Consider the following 14249-nt stretch of genomic DNA (forward strand, 5'->3'; position numbering starts at 1 on the left):
TCCATCACGGCGCCAGAAGTAGCCGCGGGCGATGTTTGGGGATGGGGTTAGGCAGCAGTTGCGCGAGAGGACTTGTAGATGTCGTCAATACGCGCTTGAAATTCCCGCTGCTCGGTGTCGCTGATGGCGCGCAGAAGGAAGGCCAGGGTTATCGCTGAGCGCGCTGCTGCGCTCGCGTTTGGCTTTCCTACGTCCCTGCCAAGCTCTGCAAGCTCCGCATTGATCCAGCAGACAGCGGTGTCGTGGTCACGCTGCTGGAGGCTCACCGGGAGCTCTCCAGGCTCCGGGCGAGGGCGCAGGCTTCGTTGTGGTTGCGATGGAACCCCATGACCTTATTGGTCTGGCTATCCACCACATGGAAGAAGTCGCGGCCCGCCGGCTTCACCATCATCCGGAAGGTGACCACTGGCTCAGGCCGACCAATTAGCCGATACAGCTCAATGGTGGCGAGACGGGAACGCTGATGCAGGCCGTCGACGATGTCGCGGCGCATTTGGATGTCAGGGTGCATGGTCGCCTCCAGGGTGGCGTTATTCGGTTGCTGGTGCTGGCCGTGGCTGCCAGTGGGTGATTTGGTAGCCGTACTGGTGGCTGATCTGGAAGAATCCTGATGGCTTGCCCAGGCTACTTCTCGAATAGCTATTGCCGGTGCCACGCAGAAACTCACGGTTCAGGCAGAAGAAGGAAATATCGACATTCCCACCAACACACGAAACCAGTACGTGGGTGTTGTTCTCCGGGAGCATGTCCTCAACCCTGATCCAATCGCTCATGGCGACCTCCAGTGTTTGGGGTTAGGCGGTGGCTTTGTTGATTGCGTCGTGCAGATCGGCAATGCCATCGAAAATTGGAGTGGCCGTTCGGTTCTCGGTCGCCGAGTCGATTCGCTCGTTCAGTCCGTTCAAAACCTTTATTGCGGCTGCCAGCAGATCCGGCGCGGCGGCGATCAGCTTGGCGTCTGCGTTGGCCTGCTCGGCTTGATCCGGCTCATTGATGCTGTGAGCAACCATCGCCGTCATCAGGCCGCGCTTGGTGCCCACGGTGTAGCAACCATTCGGGCCGGGCGTGCCGATTCGCCATGGCCCCGGCGTGTGCTTAGTTTCCATGACTCTCTCCATTCGTTGGTTCACCCGGTTAGGCGGGCAGATCGGACCAGCCTTGAACAAGGTTAGTGACGTAGCTCCCGTAGTTCGGGATGTAGTCGTTTTCGGATTCGGGGCCGCGCTCGTACAGTTCACACAGCGGCGTGAAGTTGCCTGCGGTGCGGTGTTGATCGGATTTGAAGATGCCCAGGCAGTAGCGGAATTCCTCGACCGTGAAGTCTTCGAATCCGGACTCGTAGCCCATGATGTACGTCGATACTCGGATGCGATTTCCAGCTTTCATCGCTAATTCCTCTTTTGGTTCACCTGTATTCGTCAACACTCATTCCTCCCGCTGGTTGCCGATGGGCGCGGGGGAGGAGTGCTGACGGATAAATTGAATTCGTTTAGGCGGCGGGCACTGATACCGTTTTGCGGCCCGTCTGCAGGTCAATGGCGTGGGCGTTGTACTGTCTGGCGATGCGCTCGTAATGCTCTTGTAGGGAGCGAAGAGCGCGGGCGAGAGTCGCATCGCTTGCGGTATGCAGCCATGGAGCCCGCGTGCCGTAGCCTGCGCTTTTAGCTTGATAGCTGATGCCGCGATCATCCTCGCGCCGCTCTACGTGCAGAGTCGAAAGGCGGTTAGAGCCGCTGCTTTGAATGCCGGTCGCGATGAAAACAGTGTCCGAATCTTTGCCTTTATGAACGGTCCAGCTATAGCCGGGCATGACTTTCATCAGCTCGACTCTGAATTCTGAGCGCTTCATGGATTTCCACCATTCGGGAGGAGTGCTGACGGGTAGAGGTGGGGAAGGGTGCAGGCGCCCGGCACTGCCCGGGATGTATCGAGTCTGGCCAGCTATGCCCTCGGACTCGCCTGCGGTGTTCATCTTCGTTTGGGTTGGGCCTGCCAGCTCCCTGGCTGATGCGCGGTGACATCGTCGGCCCTGCTTTCCGCTGCCTGTTAGGGTGTTTGGCGAAGCCTTCAGGCTTGCTACGCCACGCGGGTGAATCGTTGATCTACTTCATGGCCGTATCTCCTGTTGTTCGCTCACTGGGAAGGCAGTGGCCACCTATTGATTCGCATCGGGGTGTGATCTGGCGTTACATTTTCGCTGCCGTTTAACTCGCAGTCGTCCCGACGAAATATGCGAGTACCAGATCACACTCCAATGCGCTCTCATAGAGAGGATCGGGCAGTTAACGACAGGCTGTCGTGGCGCTGGTTGTTCAGTCGAGGCCGGTTTCCAGCGGTGCCAGTTCAACCGCCAAGGCCATTCGGCGGAAGGTGTCGGCCAGCTCCATGCGGCGCTTGCGCGACTTCGGCAGCCAGAAGGTCACGGCGCTGCGGTCATCGTCTTCTGGCGGATGGTGCAGGCGCTCGCTGCTGTGCAGGATCATCTGGACGGCGCTGTAGGTCAGGCCGGTATTTGAAAGCTTCTGGATCTCGACCACTTCACTGGTCAGCTCCTGGCTATACACGTTGATTCGCATGGTCATGCTCCGGTTGTTTTCCCGCTGCACCCGTCACCAGGTGCATCAGTGAAAAGGTCCGCGTTACTCAGCGATTCGCGGCAACGAGCGCTTCCGCTTCGTCCAGCGTTTCAACTACGTCGATCACCTCGCCGCGCCATCCAAAAACCTTGTATTTGCCTGGGCCTGTTCCGGCCTCGTAATCCGCATCAGTCGCCTCCGGATCATCCAGTTCGAACAAGTAGTGGGGTCTGCTCATTGTCTTGCTCTCCGTTGATTTCCAATGCCCACCGCTCTGGATGGGCATCAGTGAAAAGGTCCGTCATGCTGCGAACAGATCGTGCCGCTGTGGTAGCTGATCTATCCAGGCGGAAACCTTGACTGCAGCCTCTTGCTGGCCGGCATTCTCAAGCTCTTGCACGTAGGCGCATGCCTGTTGGGAGAATTGAGCGGGGTCGCTGATTACGCTCATCGAGTGCTTCAGCGAGAAAACTATGCCTCCTACCAACCAGCCGACCTCACTCATGGTTACGTACCGGCTTCGGCAGATACGCGCATTCTGGATCTGGCTATCTACAACATCTTTAACGCTCATCGTCTTGCCTCCGCTGAATTCAACAATGCCGCCTCATAGAAGCGGCATCAGTAAATCTGTGGGTGTTCCCAGCAAACCAGCCTGCCGATAAGTCGAGCAGGGGAGCATCGCTGTGCTTCGTTATCTCCCCCAGGCTTATTGCCGGGCTGTTGCCGAGGCGTAGGGCGGAGTGTTGCTTGGCAGGTTTAAAGAGCGGTGGGTCTTGTTAGGCCCTGGCGAGTCCCTGTTGGGTGACTCGACGGAGCAAAGATAAGCTAATGCCTAATCATCTGTAAATAGGTAATGCCTAATTATTTAAAGAAATTTCTCCTGCTGGTTATTCCGCTTTTAGTGGTGACATTCAGATCGGGGCTGATATAAGCTTTGCCTAAGCTGTATGGATATACAGCATTTAACCGGGAGGGTATTTCATGGCAAAGAAGCAGGCGGTACCGGCAGCACGACAGGAAATGAGCGGCATGGCGCGCCTGGGGCTGCGCGTCTCATCAATGATCAATCACCCGATCGCCCAGGAGCGGCGGGAGGTGACGATTCATCGCCTGGACACGGACGGGGATCGGGAGTGGGAAGAGGTGCTCAGCGTGATCGCGGAGACGGACGAGCTTGAGTTGACGCTCAATGACGACGGAAGCGTGACGGTCAGATGGGAGCAGCAGGAAGTCGAATCGGCAGGGAAGGGCGAGCCGGAGCTTGATCTGGAGGAAGAGGTGGCGCCTTTCTGATAGGCACAAAAAAGCCCGCTCAGAGGCGGGCTAGTCGGCTCTTGGCTTGGGGCTACCTTGTAGATTCGACCAGCTTCTTGACTCCAGCCAGATCTGAAGCGCTGATCGAACCTTCAGAATTGCAGATCTTGAATTCCACAGAACTTGCCGAGGCAATCGATTCAAGGTCTGCTCTCTGGAGCTCCAGCCTGAAGGTTTGTGAGCCGCCCATGGATTCGTAAATGCCATTGAGGTTGCGCGCCGGCTTGCCATCGACCAGCCACTGATTGTGGTGACAGTCGCTGAATGAGCTGGCACCAAAGGGCGGGACCAGCAGCGCGTAGTATCCATACGGCTTGGCGTCCTTTGCGTCAGCATAGTGTGCGTATACGTTGAAAGAGTATCCACGGCCTGGATCGGAGAACGACTCCCATGCAACTTGCTTTGAGCCGTTAAAGCGATCGACTTTCTCGGTGAGCTGACCTGCAAAAGCGATTGATGGCAAGAAAAGGGCAGCCGCGAAGACGACAGACAGTGCGCGCATAGAAAACTCCTGTAAATTTCGCCAATCCTACCATTCGTGGCGTACAGCCACCATTGGCGGGCTACGGATTCAGATCGGGGAGGGCAGATACAAGAAGCCCGGCGCTGGGCCGGGCTTCCTTTAAGCTGCAGCGTTGTCCTGGAAAGGAAGCTGTAGCTCCTCGACGTCGTACGTGAAGTCGAGAACAATTTGGATCGGCTCTTGGGCGCGATCCTTCATATTGTAGACATCTACGTCAGTTTTCAACTGATAGCAATCGCCGACAATTTGCTGTCTGCGTTGAGCGAAGGATCTGACGAAGTGCTCGCGAGGTGCCTGCTCATCATCTATGTCAGCCCAGAGCGAAAGTGTTTTATTCCCTTTCTTTGATCTGACGGCATGCTTTGCCCGGTAGCGCTGACCATTCTTGTTGGTTCTGTATTCTTCGCGAAAAGCTTGAGAGATATCTGAAGCAATTGCGTCGATAATGGTTTTAGTATTCGGCTTATGCAGGCCATTTTTATAAGCCCATGCCGCAATGGCGTGGGCATCAATCAAGCCATCATCACCGACTTCTTTTTTGTATCTTTCGAGATACAGTTTTATCTGGTTGGAATAAGCAGTCATAAATACTCCATCAGCTTGAAAGCGATCCCCAGCCATCAGCGTCAGCTGACGGTAGGACGAAACCCCTTACTTTAACTTGATGCTTTCTTAGGAAGTCATGGCGATCGAGCTTTCTTTGAAGCTGACCGACAACTATTCCAGGGTGCACCTTAATTCTTTGAGCAAACAATGTGATTTTCTGCTCTGAAAAGTACGGTTGTACACGAGACACAAAATCATTTAGCTGCTTAGTAGGAACGCAAAATTCTTGCGCAGCCTCATTGGCAAGCTTTTCACACTCTTCCAGTTCGCCATCAGAAGACCCTAAATCTAGGTCAACAATCGGCATGCTTGAGTGCCGCCCGTCCTCCCTCAGAACGTGTTCAATCTCGTGGCGCAATACAAACCAAAAGTTATCTATCCGGTCATAACGCAAGGTCATGCCGATCACCGGTTTGTCGTCTGATAACCAAAAGCAGGCGCCGTCAATTTTAGAGCCCGATATCGCCTCGACAAACACGAGTCGAACACCTGCCTCCGCTAAAATTCTCGGGGCATGTCTAGCTTCTTCAGCGGAGAGCAGGAGAGTTCTCAAGCTTTCTACGGCGGCTAGCAGCTTTTCTCTTTTATAAGTCGTGATGATCTGCCTATCAGCCATAAGCCTGACACGGAAGAGCCATGCAAGCTGAAGAGCGTTAACATCTAAAGCTACATCCGTTTTCTTTGCGTAGTGGGTCAGATTTGGATTGTCTTGTAGCGTAGGAATGTTGAAAAAGTCACAAAACCTTTGCTCAAGAACATCAAGATTTTCACTTGCTTGAATCCAGCCCCGCCTCAGCATTTCCCGTACCGGGAACTTACTATACAAATTCGCCTTTCTAGCGACGCTGCTGTTCTCTGTCTTAACTTTAGACAGCTGGTACTGACTCTCTAAGCTCATCCAATATTCAGCAGACGTTCCGAAAGCTTCGGCAAGCCCTTTCGCAGTTTCAGGCGTTACGGCTCGCTTCCCAGCGATCAACTCACTAATAAGGCGCGGCGGGCGGTCCAGTATGTCTGCAAGCTCTTGCTGACTCCACTCTCGCGCTTCCAGCTCCTCCCGCAGGAAATCTCCTGGCGGAAACACTTCAGCAGGCACGCGTGCGCTCATAATAATAATTCTCCTGTCAGTGATAGTCGGCTATTTCAACGATTCCGATGACTTTGCAGGGGTGATTTCCTCTGATTTCCAGAATTAGACGCCACTGTAAATTTAGTCTTATCGAATGCTGGCCTTCTCTGCTTCCTTTCAATTTTTCACAATGCAGGGACTTCAGAGCATAGAGATCTCTCTCATCACTAAACCCTCGGATTTGCTGCATACGCCTTCGGTAGGCGCGGACCACATCCTGTGAATGACCTGCTGTGAATCGGGCCTCGACCTCAAGCCTATCCAGGTCATCATCGTCAAATTCAACGTCCATGGCGCTACTCTAGATCAAGGTGCAAATCTCGTCAAGTGACGTCATTACACCTAGTGTAAAGATGGTGTTTTATTTGTTCAAGCTGGCTCATCCTTCCCCCCGCACAATCCTTCCCGCCTTCACCTCTTCCGCATACCCCGCCAGCTTGTCCTCTGCATCCTGGTAGCTCGCTGCAATCTTCAGCAGCTCGCCAGCTTCGGCCTCCTGCCCAGCCTCGGACAATCGAACAGCGGCCTGTATCAGATCGACGCCTGACCACTTGAGTAAGGCCGCAGCCTCTTTCAGGTCGCGGCGTAGCTGTTGGTTGGGCCTGGTTAGGGGCATACCTACTTCTCCATCAGCTTTCTGAGATCAGCTATGACGCGTTTCAGTTGCGCAGCCTGGTCCTCGGCCGTGTCCGCCAACTCACCAAGCCCACCCTCTCTGAATTTTTTGCCCTGGTCCAAAAGCGTCTGGACCACTTGCTCAAGCTGTTCGATATGTAGCTTGGTTTGATAATCAGCGGAGTGACCCATGGCTTACCTCCTGTACAGGTCCGGTTTTCAGCGTTTAACCCAGTATCGCTAGGTCGCGGCGCAGCTGCTGGTTGGGTTTGGTAAGGGGCACGGGTCACACCAGGTTGGCATTCCAGACGAGCAGAACACGTGCCTGGATGTACGTTTCATCAAGAAAGATATCCTCGGCCTTGTGCTTCCGATTGTCCGACAGCATCTTGAATTTGTCCTTGCCCTTCATTTGCAGGCGCTTGATGTACTGAAAGCCTTGGTAAGAGAAGAAGTAGATCCCGTCGCCAACGAACTCTTTGATGCTGACATCGACCAGCAGTGGATCGCCATGCTTGATGGTAGGCGTCATGGACTGGCCCCAGCCGGTGATCATCTTCAGATGGAAGTGCTCTTTGAACTCGACGCCCATTGCACGGAGCTGGGAAGGGCTGACGCGCACGTCCTGGAGCATCTCAGGGAAGTCATGAGCGATTTCACCGCCGCCCAGAGCTCCGCGCACGTCGTAGTGAGCAATCCATACTTCGTCGCCGACCTTTCCAGGCCGGTAGGCGTCATGCACCAATCCGCCCATTGGCTCGCCCAGAGCGTCATCTTCCGCAATAGCCAGAAGCCTCATTAGCTTGTCTTCGCCAAGACGCTTCCCAGCAAGCATTGCTCGGAACTTCTCGACGACGGTCGAAGCAGGCTCTGGCTCCGCAACTAAAACGCCAGTTCTGGCGCCGTCTCCAATATTTTCATATGAAAAGCCTGGACGCAGACCCCAGTGCTCAGGACCAACGACATCGGAGAAATAGGCGATCACGTCCATCAGCTTCGACTTGTCGATCCTGCCGTTTTTCACCCAGCCCTGTATCGACGGAGGCTTCACGGAGAAGTCGTCTGCGAGTTCTTTTTTCGATACGCCCTTGGCGATCCGCGCAGCTTCAATGGCTGCGCCTAATTCCGGTCCGGTAAGCATTGCCTAATTAAGCCTATTGCGCAGTTGGTTAGGCAATGGCTTGCCCGTGATAAGGTAATGCCTTATATTCGACACAAATCTCCAGGAGAGAACTCATGAAATCAGCAGAAGCGGCCAAAGAAGCATCTCGCTTGCTGGGTAGTCAGGTGGAAATGGCGCGCCTGCTGCAGGTCACTGCACCCACCGTTAATCAGTGGTGCTCCGGTGAGCGCCCGGTACCAGCAAAGCGCGCAGTTCAAATCGAAGCGTTGACCGGTGGCGTCGTAAACCGCACCGACCTTTGCCCATCGTTTCCGTGGGGCCAGATCGCTCCGGCCTCTGTTGAGGCTTCGCAGCAGTCCGCTGCCTGACATCCCCGTCCGCCGCTCCATTGAAGCCAGATTAGAAGAGAGCAGTCCCTATGCAAACGTCCAGTTCCAGACACACCGTACAAACCCGTGATCAGGTGCTGGTCGCCCACGCTGCAAACCAGATCGCTCGCACCAGCCTGAGCCAGGATGATTTCGCCCAGGCGCTGAGCCGTGAGATCTACTTGACCGTGCCCGCCGCGAAGATCAAAGACGCGAAAGTCCCGGACTTCGAAGAGCTGGCTCGCCTGAACGACGTGGGCGAGTTCATTAAGGCTACCGGCCGCTGGCTCAAGCGTGTTCAGCGCTGGCTTTCCGGCGATCAGGAAATGCCGTCCTGGCTGGAAGAGTCGTGGGTCAACGCCCTTGAGCCTGAATTCCGCGACCACTGCCTGAACGAGCTGGCGAGCCGCCACGGCTTGACCGGCGCCCGTCAGATGACCAGCGACCAATGCGCCAACAAAAGCTTCGGCGCGCTGATCCGTGCGCTCGGCGATGTGATCGACACCGGCAGCGAAGTCTTTGACGACCAAGTGATGTGCGAGCAGGACTTGCCGCACTTGCCAGCGTTCGCCAAGCAGTGCCGTCAGGTTGAGGCGAAGGCGGGGGAGCTGGGGCGCCGCGCTGAGCAGTTGCTCAACGGCAAACCTGCACTGAAATCCATCGCCTGAATTTCAAACACAAAAAAAGCCACCGGACGAGGGTGGCTTCTTCTACAGCGGTTAGCGAGAGAAATCATGCCAAACATTGTTCCGATACACAACCCTCGGGGGTTCACCCGAATGGACAACAATTTGATGGAGTCTCTGTCGACAGTCGATCTGCCGGCCAGAGAGCTTCGCGTTGTGATGGCTATTGCCCGCCAAACGATCGGCTTTCAACTTGAGACTCGCCGCCTGACTGCTGATGAACTGGGCAGGCTGACCAACATGCGCCGTGACGTTACCTCGAAGGCAATCAGCCATCTGCTCGAGCGCAAGATCATTTACCGCGTCGGTGGTAGCCGTGGTGAGATTGGCATTTCGCCTACCCGTGAATGGTCCTTTTACGAAGAAAAACCATCCAATCTCACTGAGACCAAAACGTCTCACTCAGCCCAAATCGTCTCACTGAGACCTGATGCGAGTGAGACCAAAACGGCAACTTCCCTTCTTTATACAAAGAAAGAACCCCTATTAACTCTTTCTTCGAAAGAGATTAATCCGCCCCAACCAAAACCCGAACCGGCGAAGCCTGATCGCAAGGCTCCGTTCGGCATGGCCCAGTTGCTGGCCGACAACCCGCACAATGTCCCTGAGCAACTGCTGGCCGACTGGCTGACTCAGCGCAAGGCAAAGCGCGCCGCAGTGACCGCCACCGTCTGGTCAACCGTGAACACTGAGCTGGCCAAGTGCGCCGAGGCAGGGATCACCGCCGAGGACGCAATCACCGAAGCGCTGAATTCTGGATGGCAGGGATTCAAGGCGTCCTGGGTGATCAAGCGCCTGGCGGAATCCGCACCGGCACCTGCCACTCAGTCGCGCCACACCGGTTTCGCTGAGCGTGATTACAAGTCCGGCTTGATTGAGCGGGAGGACGGGTCCTATGCGTTCTGACAACACCGTTTCGATGCCCAGCACTGCCCCAGCACCCCAGCAAACCACAGGAGTGTGTGAAGACCACGGCCAGTTCCCGCAGCAGGTGAACGTGATCTTCGGCCGGGAGTTCAAGACCGGGTGTCCAGAGTGCAGCCGCATCCGCAACGAGGAAGAAACCGCACGCAAAGAGGCCCAGGAAGCCCAGGCATTGCGTATGCGCATGGCGGAAAAGCTGGGCGCCGCGCTGATCCCCAAGCGTTTCGCCGGCAAGACGTTTTCCGGGTACATCGCCGATACGCCCGAGCAGCAGAAGGCGCTGAAGACCTGCATCGGGTACGCCGCCGAGTTCAAGCAGATCGCCGCCGCCGGCCGCTGCCTGTTGCTGCTGGGCAAGCCCGGTACCGGCAAGACGCACCTGTCCGTGGCGATCGCCAACGAGATCATGGCCAAGTCGAGCGACACGGCTGTGTACCGCACGATCGGCTCGGTACTCCAGGCCATCCGCGCAACCTACGACCACACGGGCGACAAGAGCGAAAGCCAGATCCTCACGAGCCTCATCAGCCCATCGCTGCTGATCCTCGATGAGATAGGCGTGAGCAAGGAGAAGCCCAGCGACTTCGAGCTGACGACCTTGTTCGCCATCATCAACGGCCGCTACGAAGAACTGCGTCCCACCATCATCGTTTCAAATCTCGACGCTAAGGCATTGGCCAACGCTATCGGAGAACGCTGCGCAGACAGGCTTCGGGAGGGCGGCGTGATTGTGATCCCGTTCGAGTGGGAATCGCAGCGCGGCAAGGAGGGTTTTTGACATGGCGGTTACCAGCATTCGTTACAGCACCGCACCAGCCAAACCAAAACCGCAGGCCGGCGACGAGCGCTTCCTGAAGGGCCGTGGCGTCCAGCAAATCCGCCAGCAGCAGTACAGCACCATGTACCGGGCCTACATGGTCAGCAACGGCCGCCCGGTTTGGGAGTGGGTCGACAAGGGCAGCGCTGAGGATCGAACGTCAGAGGCGTGGCTCCAGGCACGGAAGTCGGAGCGCATGGCATTGATCGCAGAAGCAGCGGAGCAGCGGACATGACCATCGACAAGCAACAACTTCAGAAACTGCTCTGGGCCGAAGCAGCGTCATTCCGTGCCGACTGCGCCGACTGGAAGCGAAACACCGAGGCGCTGGATGAATTCCTGGGCGAGAAGACCGTGGGCGAGGTTGCGCTTGAGCTGCTGGCCGAGAACGAGGCGCTGCTCAAGCTTGCGCCCAGCAAAGAAATCATATGGTGCGCCTGTGGTGATGGCCATGCAGCGAACAGCTACGGCGCCGGGTTCATGGATGCCAATGGCGGTGTTTGCCAGAACTGTGATGCCGCACAGCCGATGGTTTCATGCCCGCTAGAGCTGTTCGAAACCCTGCGCGACTCAGCGAACACCGAGGCTGACGAGCACCGCCAGTGCATGGCGACCTACCGTCCGTTGCGCCAAGCCAGCCTGGATTCAGTCGTGAAGAAGTGCGACGACCTGCTCGCCGCCAAGGGCAAGGGGGAGCAGTCATGACCTACGCCAAGCCAGAGAGCTACACCGAAGCTGACTGGGAAATGGTCCAGGGCTACATGCGCGGCAAGGACGGGCTGTTGCCACAGCGCCGCAACGCCGCGTACATGCACGGCCACCGCAATGGCGTGTCTGATGCGACTGGTGTGCCGCATCAGCGAGCAAATGTCCTGATCCGTCGGGCAAACATGATCCCAGGCATCACGCCAATGGCACAGATCAACACAGGTGGGCGCCATGACTAAGCCAGCCAGGCCTCGCCCAATGCCCGTGTACCTGGTGCTGCGCCGTCTGGTCGATCCAGCCACCGGCAAGGAGGTCGCCGCATTTGTGCCGTCCTCCGATGCTGACCGATCGATCCTCCGCGAGCGTGAATTCAAGATGAACGCGAAGATCCGCGCCGACCTCAAGCAGCCGCGCAACCCAAGATTCAACGGTTTGGTCCACGGTCTGGGCCGGGTTCTCAGTCAGAACATCGACCGGTTCTCCGGCAAGCAGTCCCACGACGCGATCAAGGCCCTGCAACTGGAGTCGGGCGTGTACTGCGACGAGGAAGCATTCGACATCCCTGGCCTGGGCCAACTCACCCGCAAGACACCCCGCAGCCTGTCCTACGACTCGATGGGGGAGGAGACATTCCAAGATTTTTGGCGCCAGTGCTGCGCGTACCTGGTGCTGCATGACTGGCCGACGCTCACTGAAGAGCGCCTGACCGAAATGGCTGAGTTCGAAGCATTCAAGGAGGCCGCATGAGCCATAACTTCAAGCCGGGCGACCTGGCACTGATTGTGGGTGCTCACACGCTGACCAATAACATCGGCAGGGTGTGCGAGCTGGTTGAGCTTCTGGAGCCCGAGCAAATCAGCACATGGCGCGACCCGAATGATAATTGCCGAATTCAAAACGGCGATGTTGGCAACGCATGGGTTGTTGTTGGTGATGGCTTGGTGTCGTGGTGCGGTAGCGATGGGTGGGCTATCGCCAATCCGGATCATTTGATGCCCCTGCGCGGCGACTTCACCCCCGAGCAGCAGAAAGCCAAGGAGGTGTCTGATGTGCATCTGGTTTGAAGTGACCCCGCTCCATGACAACGCTGCCGAAGTGCATAACGCTGGCGGCCTTGCTGATGCTGTCGGGTGTGCTGTTCGGGATCTGCCAACAATCAGCGATACCGCCATGGATTCGGACGAATGCCTTTGTGATCTGGATATCGAGGCGTTTGAATTGAAGTTCGGGTATCGGCATGAAGTCGGTGAAACCTCCTTCGATAATCGTCTGGTCGAGGTTTCGGCATGAAGCGCACCCCACTACAGCGCAAAACCCCGCTCACATCGTGCGGTCCGCGCCGCAAGCGCTGCCCAGAGTGTCGGGTGATGTTCGTGCCCGCGCGCAATGGCCAGATAGTGTGCGGCGAGATCGAGTGCGCCATTGCTCATGGTCAGTCGGAGAAGGGGCGGGCGATCGCCGGGAAGGCCTTGGCCGAAGTAGGGCGCCGGGACATCAAGGTTCGCAAGGAGAAGCTGAAGAGCAGGGCGGATCATCTCAAGGACACCCAGCATGCCTTCAACGCCTGGATCAGGGCGCGTGACGCGGGACAGCCCTGCATCAGTTGCGGCACGACGGCAGACGTTCAGTACTGCGCGGGCCACTACAGGACGACAGCGGCGGCGCCCGAGCTTCGCTTTGAGCCCCTCAACGTAAATCTTCAATGCAATCGCAACTGCAACATGGGCAAGTCCGGGAATCTGCTGGGGTATCGGCCGGGGTTGATCAAGAAGGTTGGCGCCGAGGCCGTCGAGTGGCTGGAAGGCCCTCATGAGGCCAAGAAGTACACCGTGGACGAGTTGAAGGCGATGACCGCCGAATACCGGGCAAAGACCAGAGAGCTGAAGAGGGCTGCAGCATGATCAAAAAGCTTATTTCCACGCTAATCAGTGTTTCGTTCAGTGCGGCTCTTTTGTCGGGAGTTGAGTCGCTTCACCAATTCGCCTTCTACGTCATGTGCGTGATGACCGGTATCGCTTGGCTGGCTTTGCTTTGTGGCGCCGTCAAAGAAGAGGCTGCTGCCGAGGTGCGTTCTCGGCTCTGGATCAGCTTGCCGAGTTCAGCTTTCAGTCTGTACGCGATGATTGCCACCGATCACACGGTTCTGGCCGCAGCAAGCTTCATGACTACGTTCTTCATTTTGACAATGGCATTTCGCAAGCCGGAGGTGGCGGCATGAAAATCAACTCAGCGCGCCAGGCGTGGCATGACTGCAAGTACAACCCTGCTCCCGGCCAGACCTCTGACGTTGTGCAGCTTGGCGTGGTAGTGCAGAACACCGAGCGCGGTCCAACGGCGAACCACGCGGTGCATGGCGCACTGGCGGGGCACATCCAGTCGGCCATTGCCAGGCTGCATCCGCAGATCCGCGTATTCGGCGACTTCATGTACGCCGCCGAGCAAAGTGACGACATCCGTGAGGCAGCGGAAGAGGTCGTGTTTCTGATGGTGCAAAACCGGTCGCCACGGATGACGGCCGCCAAGCGGGAGAAACTGGAGTTTGTGGTGAAGGGCGCTCTGCGTCGGTATCAGCACATGCACCAGGGCGGCCAGTCGGCCAACGAAGACGCGCTGGCCAACCCCGAGAAGTTCCGGGCGTGGATGTGGCAGTTCTACGGTGTGCGTCTGGAGTCGTGCAATTGGGAGCGGGACTGGGGTGGCGTGCTGCAGCTGATCTTCGAGTGCTGCGAGGATTTGGACCGCCGCGCATTGAGCCCCGTAGCAGCGGTAATTTACGAAATGCGCGAGGCCGCATGAGGGCCTATTGCGTTCCCGTGCGGCTCATGGCATGATTTCGCCACTTTTAGAGTTTTGCCTT

General features: G+C 56.9%; 30 protein-coding genes. 14 read left to right on the top strand and 16 right to left on the bottom strand.

Translation table 11 applies throughout. From position 1 onward, the window contains the following. Nucleotides 1-47 precede the first annotated feature (47 nt). The 9 genes from A7J50_RS06670 to A7J50_RS06705 all read right to left on the bottom strand — a co-directional run bounded on the left by A7J50_RS06670 (nucleotide 48) and on the right by A7J50_RS06705 (nucleotide 3150). Nucleotides 48-266, bottom strand: a complete 219-nt coding sequence (locus A7J50_RS06670; RefSeq protein ID WP_064451082.1) for a hypothetical protein — start codon at nucleotides 264-266, stop codon at nucleotides 48-50. Continuing rightward, nucleotides 263-511 (bottom strand): hypothetical protein, encoded by a 249-nt coding sequence (locus tag A7J50_RS06675; RefSeq protein ID WP_064451083.1) that lies wholly within the window; start codon nucleotides 509-511, stop codon nucleotides 263-265. The genes A7J50_RS06670 and A7J50_RS06675 overlap by 4 nt, the downstream gene beginning before the upstream one ends. A gap of 19 nt (nucleotides 512-530) precedes the next feature. Next, nucleotides 531-773, bottom strand: a complete 243-nt coding sequence (locus A7J50_RS06680; RefSeq protein WP_064451084.1) for a DUF551 domain-containing protein — start codon at nucleotides 771-773, stop codon at nucleotides 531-533. 21 nt (nucleotides 774-794) lie between these two features. Next, the gene (locus A7J50_RS06685) at nucleotides 795-1106 is read right to left on the bottom strand and encodes a hypothetical protein (protein ID WP_064451085.1); all 312 of its coding nucleotides are present in this window, start codon (nucleotides 1104-1106) and stop codon (nucleotides 795-797) included. Between the two features lie 28 nt (nucleotides 1107-1134). Then, a complete protein-coding gene (locus A7J50_RS06690; protein WP_156526258.1) occupies nucleotides 1135-1386 on the bottom strand; it encodes a hypothetical protein in 252 nt (83 codons plus the stop codon). 103 nt (nucleotides 1387-1489) lie between these two features. Then, nucleotides 1490-1849, bottom strand: coding sequence for a hypothetical protein (locus tag A7J50_RS06695; protein ID WP_064451087.1), 360 nt, complete (start codon nucleotides 1847-1849; stop codon nucleotides 1490-1492). Between the two features lie 463 nt (nucleotides 1850-2312). Continuing rightward, nucleotides 2313-2576, bottom strand: coding sequence for a hypothetical protein (locus A7J50_RS06700; RefSeq protein WP_003175055.1), 264 nt, complete (start codon nucleotides 2574-2576; stop codon nucleotides 2313-2315). Between the two features lie 67 nt (nucleotides 2577-2643). Next, the gene (locus A7J50_RS31350) at nucleotides 2644-2814 is read right to left on the bottom strand and encodes a hypothetical protein (protein ID WP_156526259.1); all 171 of its coding nucleotides are present in this window, start codon (nucleotides 2812-2814) and stop codon (nucleotides 2644-2646) included. A gap of 63 nt (nucleotides 2815-2877) precedes the next feature. Continuing rightward, complete coding sequence (locus A7J50_RS06705) at nucleotides 2878-3150, bottom strand: hypothetical protein (protein WP_064451088.1); 273 nt, start codon at nucleotides 3148-3150, stop codon at nucleotides 2878-2880. A 410-nt stretch (nucleotides 3151-3560) separates the two neighbouring features. Here A7J50_RS06705 and A7J50_RS06710 point away from each other — a divergent pair, with 410 nt between their 5' ends. Further along, nucleotides 3561-3872, top strand: a complete 312-nt coding sequence (locus A7J50_RS06710) for a DUF1654 domain-containing protein (RefSeq protein WP_064451089.1) — start codon at nucleotides 3561-3563, stop codon at nucleotides 3870-3872. 52 nt (nucleotides 3873-3924) lie between these two features. Here the strand turns inward: A7J50_RS06710 and A7J50_RS06715 are convergent, their stop codons facing one another. From A7J50_RS06715 to A7J50_RS06745, 7 genes are all read right to left on the bottom strand, one after another. Then, complete coding sequence (locus tag A7J50_RS06715) at nucleotides 3925-4395, bottom strand: hypothetical protein (protein WP_064451090.1); 471 nt, start codon at nucleotides 4393-4395, stop codon at nucleotides 3925-3927. Between the two features lie 120 nt (nucleotides 4396-4515). Next, the gene (locus tag A7J50_RS06720; RefSeq protein WP_064451091.1) at nucleotides 4516-5001 is read right to left on the bottom strand and encodes a hypothetical protein; all 486 of its coding nucleotides are present in this window, start codon (nucleotides 4999-5001) and stop codon (nucleotides 4516-4518) included. Nucleotides 5002-5011: 10 nt separating this feature from the next. Next, on the bottom strand, nucleotides 5012-6130 hold the full coding sequence (locus A7J50_RS06725) for a HigA family addiction module antitoxin (RefSeq protein WP_064451092.1): 1119 nt from the start codon (nucleotides 6128-6130) through the stop codon (nucleotides 5012-5014). Nucleotides 6131-6146: 16 nt separating this feature from the next. After that, nucleotides 6147-6443 carry a type II toxin-antitoxin system RelE/ParE family toxin gene (locus A7J50_RS06730; protein WP_064451093.1) on the bottom strand — a complete coding sequence of 99 codons (297 nt, stop codon included), beginning with the start codon at nucleotides 6441-6443 and terminating at the stop codon, nucleotides 6147-6149. A gap of 87 nt (nucleotides 6444-6530) precedes the next feature. Next, complete coding sequence (locus tag A7J50_RS06735; protein WP_064451094.1) at nucleotides 6531-6767, bottom strand: hypothetical protein; 237 nt, start codon at nucleotides 6765-6767, stop codon at nucleotides 6531-6533. A gap of 2 nt (nucleotides 6768-6769) precedes the next feature. Then, nucleotides 6770-6958, bottom strand: coding sequence for a hypothetical protein (locus tag A7J50_RS06740; protein WP_064451095.1), 189 nt, complete (start codon nucleotides 6956-6958; stop codon nucleotides 6770-6772). A gap of 94 nt (nucleotides 6959-7052) precedes the next feature. Continuing rightward, nucleotides 7053-7907, bottom strand: coding sequence for a S24 family peptidase (locus A7J50_RS06745; protein ID WP_064451096.1), 855 nt, complete (start codon nucleotides 7905-7907; stop codon nucleotides 7053-7055). 95 nt (nucleotides 7908-8002) lie between these two features. Between A7J50_RS06745 and A7J50_RS06750 the strand changes: the two genes are divergently transcribed. The 13 genes from A7J50_RS06750 to A7J50_RS06810 all read left to right on the top strand — a co-directional run bounded on the left by A7J50_RS06750 (nucleotide 8003) and on the right by A7J50_RS06810 (nucleotide 14188). Next, a complete protein-coding gene (locus A7J50_RS06750; protein WP_064451097.1) occupies nucleotides 8003-8257 on the top strand; it encodes a transcriptional regulator in 255 nt (84 codons plus the stop codon). Nucleotides 8258-8307: 50 nt separating this feature from the next. Next, entirely contained in the window at nucleotides 8308-8925 is a 618-nt protein-coding gene (locus A7J50_RS06755; RefSeq protein ID WP_064451098.1) for a hypothetical protein, read from the top strand. Nucleotides 8926-8991: 66 nt separating this feature from the next. Further along, nucleotides 8992-9849: a replication protein gene (locus tag A7J50_RS06760; RefSeq protein WP_082895835.1), complete on the top strand. Its 858-nt coding sequence runs from the start codon at nucleotides 8992-8994 to the stop codon at nucleotides 9847-9849. After that, nucleotides 9839-10645, top strand: a complete 807-nt coding sequence (locus tag A7J50_RS06765) for an ATP-binding protein (RefSeq protein WP_064451100.1) — start codon at nucleotides 9839-9841, stop codon at nucleotides 10643-10645. Before A7J50_RS06760 ends, A7J50_RS06765 begins: the two co-directional genes overlap by 11 nt. A gap of 1 nt (nucleotide 10646) precedes the next feature. Next, entirely contained in the window at nucleotides 10647-10919 is a 273-nt protein-coding gene (locus A7J50_RS06770) for a hypothetical protein (protein WP_064451101.1), read from the top strand. After that, nucleotides 10916-11389, top strand: coding sequence for a hypothetical protein (locus tag A7J50_RS31355; RefSeq protein WP_156526260.1), 474 nt, complete (start codon nucleotides 10916-10918; stop codon nucleotides 11387-11389). The genes A7J50_RS06770 and A7J50_RS31355 overlap by 4 nt, the downstream gene beginning before the upstream one ends. Then, nucleotides 11386-11631 carry a hypothetical protein gene (locus A7J50_RS06780; protein ID WP_064451102.1) on the top strand — a complete coding sequence of 82 codons (246 nt, stop codon included), beginning with the start codon at nucleotides 11386-11388 and terminating at the stop codon, nucleotides 11629-11631. Before A7J50_RS31355 ends, A7J50_RS06780 begins: the two co-directional genes overlap by 4 nt. Then, nucleotides 11624-12139, top strand: a complete 516-nt coding sequence (locus A7J50_RS06785) for a hypothetical protein (protein ID WP_064451103.1) — start codon at nucleotides 11624-11626, stop codon at nucleotides 12137-12139. The genes A7J50_RS06780 and A7J50_RS06785 overlap by 8 nt, the downstream gene beginning before the upstream one ends. Continuing rightward, on the top strand, nucleotides 12136-12456 hold the full coding sequence (locus A7J50_RS06790; RefSeq protein ID WP_064451104.1) for a hypothetical protein: 321 nt from the start codon (nucleotides 12136-12138) through the stop codon (nucleotides 12454-12456). Before A7J50_RS06785 ends, A7J50_RS06790 begins: the two co-directional genes overlap by 4 nt. After that, nucleotides 12440-12682 (top strand): hypothetical protein, encoded by a 243-nt coding sequence (locus tag A7J50_RS06795; protein WP_064451105.1) that lies wholly within the window; start codon nucleotides 12440-12442, stop codon nucleotides 12680-12682. The genes A7J50_RS06790 and A7J50_RS06795 overlap by 17 nt, the downstream gene beginning before the upstream one ends. Next, complete coding sequence (locus tag A7J50_RS06800) at nucleotides 12679-13293, top strand: recombination protein NinG (RefSeq protein WP_064451106.1); 615 nt, start codon at nucleotides 12679-12681, stop codon at nucleotides 13291-13293. Before A7J50_RS06795 ends, A7J50_RS06800 begins: the two co-directional genes overlap by 4 nt. Then, on the top strand, nucleotides 13290-13610 hold the full coding sequence (locus tag A7J50_RS06805) for a hypothetical protein (protein ID WP_064451107.1): 321 nt from the start codon (nucleotides 13290-13292) through the stop codon (nucleotides 13608-13610). Before A7J50_RS06800 ends, A7J50_RS06805 begins: the two co-directional genes overlap by 4 nt. Then, a complete protein-coding gene (locus A7J50_RS06810; protein WP_064451108.1) occupies nucleotides 13607-14188 on the top strand; it encodes a hypothetical protein in 582 nt (193 codons plus the stop codon). The genes A7J50_RS06805 and A7J50_RS06810 overlap by 4 nt, the downstream gene beginning before the upstream one ends. The last annotated feature ends 61 nt before the right edge of the window (nucleotides 14189-14249 follow it).

Source organism: Pseudomonas antarctica (assembly GCF_001647715.1).
Classification (GTDB): Bacteria; Pseudomonadota; Gammaproteobacteria; order Pseudomonadales; family Pseudomonadaceae; genus Aquipseudomonas; species Aquipseudomonas antarctica_A.

What these genes read in the sequence shown, in the direction of transcription:
- A7J50_RS06730 (WP_064451093.1), bottom strand. Translation starts at nt 6,443, where the DNA reads ATGGACGTTGAATTTGACGATGATGACCTGGATAGGCTTGAGGTCGAG.
- A7J50_RS06695 (WP_064451087.1), bottom strand. Translation starts at nt 1,849, where the DNA reads ATGAAGCGCTCAGAATTCAGAGTCGAGCTGATGAAAGTCATGCCCGGC.
- A7J50_RS06705 (WP_064451088.1), bottom strand. Translation starts at nt 3,150, where the DNA reads ATGAGCGTTAAAGATGTTGTAGATAGCCAGATCCAGAATGCGCGTATC.
- A7J50_RS06680 (WP_064451084.1), bottom strand. Translation starts at nt 773, where the DNA reads ATGAGCGATTGGATCAGGGTTGAGGACATGCTCCCGGAGAACAACACC.
- A7J50_RS06800 (WP_064451106.1), top strand. Translation starts at nt 12,679, where the DNA reads ATGAAGCGCACCCCACTACAGCGCAAAACCCCGCTCACATCGTGCGGT.
- A7J50_RS06720 (WP_064451091.1), bottom strand. Translation starts at nt 5,001, where the DNA reads ATGACTGCTTATTCCAACCAGATAAAACTGTATCTCGAAAGATACAAA.
- A7J50_RS06685 (WP_064451085.1), bottom strand. Translation starts at nt 1,106, where the DNA reads ATGGAAACTAAGCACACGCCGGGGCCATGGCGAATCGGCACGCCCGGC.
- A7J50_RS06710 (WP_064451089.1), top strand. Translation starts at nt 3,561, where the DNA reads ATGGCAAAGAAGCAGGCGGTACCGGCAGCACGACAGGAAATGAGCGGC.
- A7J50_RS06740 (WP_064451095.1), bottom strand. Translation starts at nt 6,958, where the DNA reads ATGGGTCACTCCGCTGATTATCAAACCAAGCTACATATCGAACAGCTT.
- A7J50_RS06750 (WP_064451097.1), top strand. Translation starts at nt 8,003, where the DNA reads ATGAAATCAGCAGAAGCGGCCAAAGAAGCATCTCGCTTGCTGGGTAGT.
- A7J50_RS06810 (WP_064451108.1), top strand. Translation starts at nt 13,607, where the DNA reads ATGAAAATCAACTCAGCGCGCCAGGCGTGGCATGACTGCAAGTACAAC.
- A7J50_RS06690 (WP_156526258.1), bottom strand. Translation starts at nt 1,386, where the DNA reads ATGAAAGCTGGAAATCGCATCCGAGTATCGACGTACATCATGGGCTAC.
- A7J50_RS06675 (WP_064451083.1), bottom strand. Translation starts at nt 511, where the DNA reads ATGCACCCTGACATCCAAATGCGCCGCGACATCGTCGACGGCCTGCAT.
- A7J50_RS06745 (WP_064451096.1), bottom strand. Translation starts at nt 7,907, where the DNA reads ATGCTTACCGGACCGGAATTAGGCGCAGCCATTGAAGCTGCGCGGATC.
- A7J50_RS06790 (WP_064451104.1), top strand. Translation starts at nt 12,136, where the DNA reads ATGAGCCATAACTTCAAGCCGGGCGACCTGGCACTGATTGTGGGTGCT.
- A7J50_RS31355 (WP_156526260.1), top strand. Translation starts at nt 10,916, where the DNA reads ATGACCATCGACAAGCAACAACTTCAGAAACTGCTCTGGGCCGAAGCA.
- A7J50_RS06770 (WP_064451101.1), top strand. Translation starts at nt 10,647, where the DNA reads ATGGCGGTTACCAGCATTCGTTACAGCACCGCACCAGCCAAACCAAAA.
- A7J50_RS06805 (WP_064451107.1), top strand. Translation starts at nt 13,290, where the DNA reads ATGATCAAAAAGCTTATTTCCACGCTAATCAGTGTTTCGTTCAGTGCG.
- A7J50_RS06765 (WP_064451100.1), top strand. Translation starts at nt 9,839, where the DNA reads ATGCGTTCTGACAACACCGTTTCGATGCCCAGCACTGCCCCAGCACCC.
- A7J50_RS06785 (WP_064451103.1), top strand. Translation starts at nt 11,624, where the DNA reads ATGACTAAGCCAGCCAGGCCTCGCCCAATGCCCGTGTACCTGGTGCTG.
- A7J50_RS31350 (WP_156526259.1), bottom strand. Translation starts at nt 2,814, where the DNA reads ATGAGCAGACCCCACTACTTGTTCGAACTGGATGATCCGGAGGCGACT.
- A7J50_RS06735 (WP_064451094.1), bottom strand. Translation starts at nt 6,767, where the DNA reads ATGCCCCTAACCAGGCCCAACCAACAGCTACGCCGCGACCTGAAAGAG.
- A7J50_RS06700 (WP_003175055.1), bottom strand. Translation starts at nt 2,576, where the DNA reads ATGCGAATCAACGTGTATAGCCAGGAGCTGACCAGTGAAGTGGTCGAG.
- A7J50_RS06760 (WP_082895835.1), top strand. Translation starts at nt 8,992, where the DNA reads ATGCCAAACATTGTTCCGATACACAACCCTCGGGGGTTCACCCGAATG.
- A7J50_RS06795 (WP_064451105.1), top strand. Translation starts at nt 12,440, where the DNA reads ATGTGCATCTGGTTTGAAGTGACCCCGCTCCATGACAACGCTGCCGAA.
- A7J50_RS06725 (WP_064451092.1), bottom strand. Translation starts at nt 6,130, where the DNA reads ATGAGCGCACGCGTGCCTGCTGAAGTGTTTCCGCCAGGAGATTTCCTG.
- A7J50_RS06780 (WP_064451102.1), top strand. Translation starts at nt 11,386, where the DNA reads ATGACCTACGCCAAGCCAGAGAGCTACACCGAAGCTGACTGGGAAATG.
- A7J50_RS06715 (WP_064451090.1), bottom strand. Translation starts at nt 4,395, where the DNA reads ATGCGCGCACTGTCTGTCGTCTTCGCGGCTGCCCTTTTCTTGCCATCA.
- A7J50_RS06755 (WP_064451098.1), top strand. Translation starts at nt 8,308, where the DNA reads ATGCAAACGTCCAGTTCCAGACACACCGTACAAACCCGTGATCAGGTG.